Origin of the sequence: Falsiroseomonas oryzae, from assembly GCF_027856955.1 — a bacterium.
Lineage (GTDB): Bacteria > Pseudomonadota > Alphaproteobacteria > Acetobacterales > Acetobacteraceae > Falsiroseomonas > Falsiroseomonas oryzae.
In genome coordinates, this window is record NZ_JAPSMD010000657.1 from 1 (window position 1) to 2,154 (window position 2,154).

The following is a 2,154-nucleotide window of genomic DNA, read 5'->3' on the forward strand; positions in this document are numbered from 1 at the left end:
GCCGCGCGCGCGCCGAGGCCGGGACGGAGCCGCAGGCCGCCGCCCCGCCGGCTCCGCGCCGTGCTCCGGACGAGCGCCGCTTCGCCGGCTTCCGCCTGCTGCCCGCCGAACGCCGCCTGCTAGACCCCGCCGGGGCGGAGGTGGCGCTGACGCCGATGGAATTCGACCTGCTGCTGACCCTGGCGTCGAATCCGGGCCAGGTGCTGACCCGCGACCGGCTGCTGCGCCTCACCCCCGGGCGGCCGGCCGATCCGCTCGACCGCTCCGTCGACATCCGCGTGACCCGCCTGCGCCGCAAGCTGGAGCCGGACCCGAACAACCCCACCCTGATCCGCACGGTGCGCGGGCAGGGCTACCTGTTCTCGCCCGATGGCTGATCCGCACGCACCCGACACCGAGGACAACGCCGCGCTGCTGGCCCGGCTCATGGAAGCCGAGGCGCTGAAGCAGGGCGTGATCGACGCCGCGCTCGACGCGGTGATCACCGCCGACCGCGACTGCCGCGTCACCGGCTGGAACGCGGCGGCCGAACGCATCTTCGGCCATCGCAGGGCCGAGATCATGGGCAAGCCGATCGGCGACACCATCGTGCCGCCGCACCACCGCGCCGGTCACGAGGCGGGGCTGGCGCGCTACCACCGCACGGGCTGCCCGCATGTGCTCGGCCAGCGGCTCGAGATGGAGGCGATGCGCGCCGACGGCAGCATCTTCCCCTGCGAGCTCTCGATCCACGAGGTCAAGGCGGCGGGCAAGGTGTTCTTCACCGCCTGGCTGCGCGACCTGACGCCGATGCACCAGGCCCAGGCCGAGCTCGCCCGCCAGCGCGAGCGGCTGCACCAGACAGAGAAGATGAGTGCGCTCGGCAGCCTGCTGGCCGGCGTCGCGCACGAGCTGAACAATCCCCTCGCCGTCGTCGTCGCCCAGACCACGATGCTGGAGGCGATGGCACAGGACGCGGCGGTGCGCGAGCGCGCGGCCCGTATCCATGCCGCCGCGGCGCGCTGCGGGCGCATCGTCAAGACCTTCCTGGCCATGGTGCGGCAGCAGGCACCGATGCGCACCCGCGTGCAGGTCAATGCCGCGATCGAGGGGGCGCTGGAACTGGCAGGCTACGGCCTGCGCAGCGCCGGCATCGCTGTGGAGCACGCGCTGGACCCCGGCCTCGGCACGATCCAGGCCGACCCCGACCAGCTCGGCCAGGTGGCGGTGAACCTGGTGGTGAACGCGCAGGCCGCGCTCGCCGACCGGCCGGAGCCGCGCCTGTTGCGGCTGGAAAGCTGGCCCGAGGCGAATGGCGGCGTCGGCTTCGCGGTGGAGGACAACGGCCCCGGCGTGCCGGAAGAGATGCGCGAGCGCATCTTCGAGCCCTACGTCACCACCAAGCCGCTCGGCGCCGGCACCGGGCTGGGGCTGGCGGTCTGCCGCAACATCCTCGCCGCGCATGGCGGCAGCATCGCGCTGGAGCCCGGCCGGCTGGGCGGCGCGCGCTTCGTCGTGCGGCTGCCGCCCGGGGAGGCGGCGGAGGCCGCCTTGCCCACCGCTGCGCCGCCTTCCGCCGCCCCGCGGCACCGCGTGCTGGTGGTGGACGACGAGCCGGAGGTCGGTGGCGCGCTGGCGGAACTGCTCGGCCTGCACGGCATCGAGGCGGAGGTCGCACACGACATCCCGGCGGCGCTGGCGCGGCTGGAGGACAGCCGGTTCGACGCGGTGTTCTGCGACTTGCGCATGCCCGGCGGCGGCGGCGCGGCGCTGTATCGCCAGGCCACCGCAAGCCGGCCGCAACTGCGCGGCCGCTTCGCCTTCGTCACCGGCGACACAGTGGCCGGGCCCAGCGCGATCGCGGCACTCGACGCCGAGCATCCCCCGCCGATCCTGGAGAAGCCCTTCTCGCCACAGGACGTGGCGGAGGTGCTGGAACGCCTGCGCGCGGACAGCCGCGGCGCCTGATCTGCCGCCCTACGCCGCGCGTTCCTCCAGCGTGCGCATGACGAGCAGGATCAGCGCCTCCTGCGCCGCATGCGCCGCCTCGGCGGAGGTGACGCCGAGCGGCACCTCGACCTCCAAGGCGATCGCGGATCCGTCGCGCGGGACCAGGGCGACGCGCGGCGGCGCCGGCGCCCCGGCCGCGGCGCCCTCCGCCGCCAGGCGCTCCCG

3 protein-coding genes are annotated in these 2,154 nt (G+C 74.9%); 2 read left to right on the top strand and 1 reads right to left on the bottom strand.

The annotated features are described in order from the left end of the window. Positions 1–377 (top strand): winged helix-turn-helix domain-containing protein (locus tag OZN99_RS30215; RefSeq protein ID WP_270938914.1); only part of this gene is annotated, 377 nt, incomplete at its 5' end. Further along, positions 370–1,947, top strand: a complete 1,578-nt coding sequence (locus OZN99_RS30220) for an ATP-binding protein (RefSeq protein ID WP_270938915.1) — start codon at positions 370–372, stop codon at positions 1,945–1,947. The genes OZN99_RS30215 and OZN99_RS30220, both read left to right, overlap by 8 nt. Positions 1,948–1,956: 9 nt before the next feature. Here OZN99_RS30220 and OZN99_RS30225 read toward each other — a convergent pair. Beyond that, a partial coding sequence (locus OZN99_RS30225; RefSeq protein ID WP_270938916.1) for a hypothetical protein occupies positions 1,957–2,154 on the bottom strand: 198 nt, incomplete at its 5' end.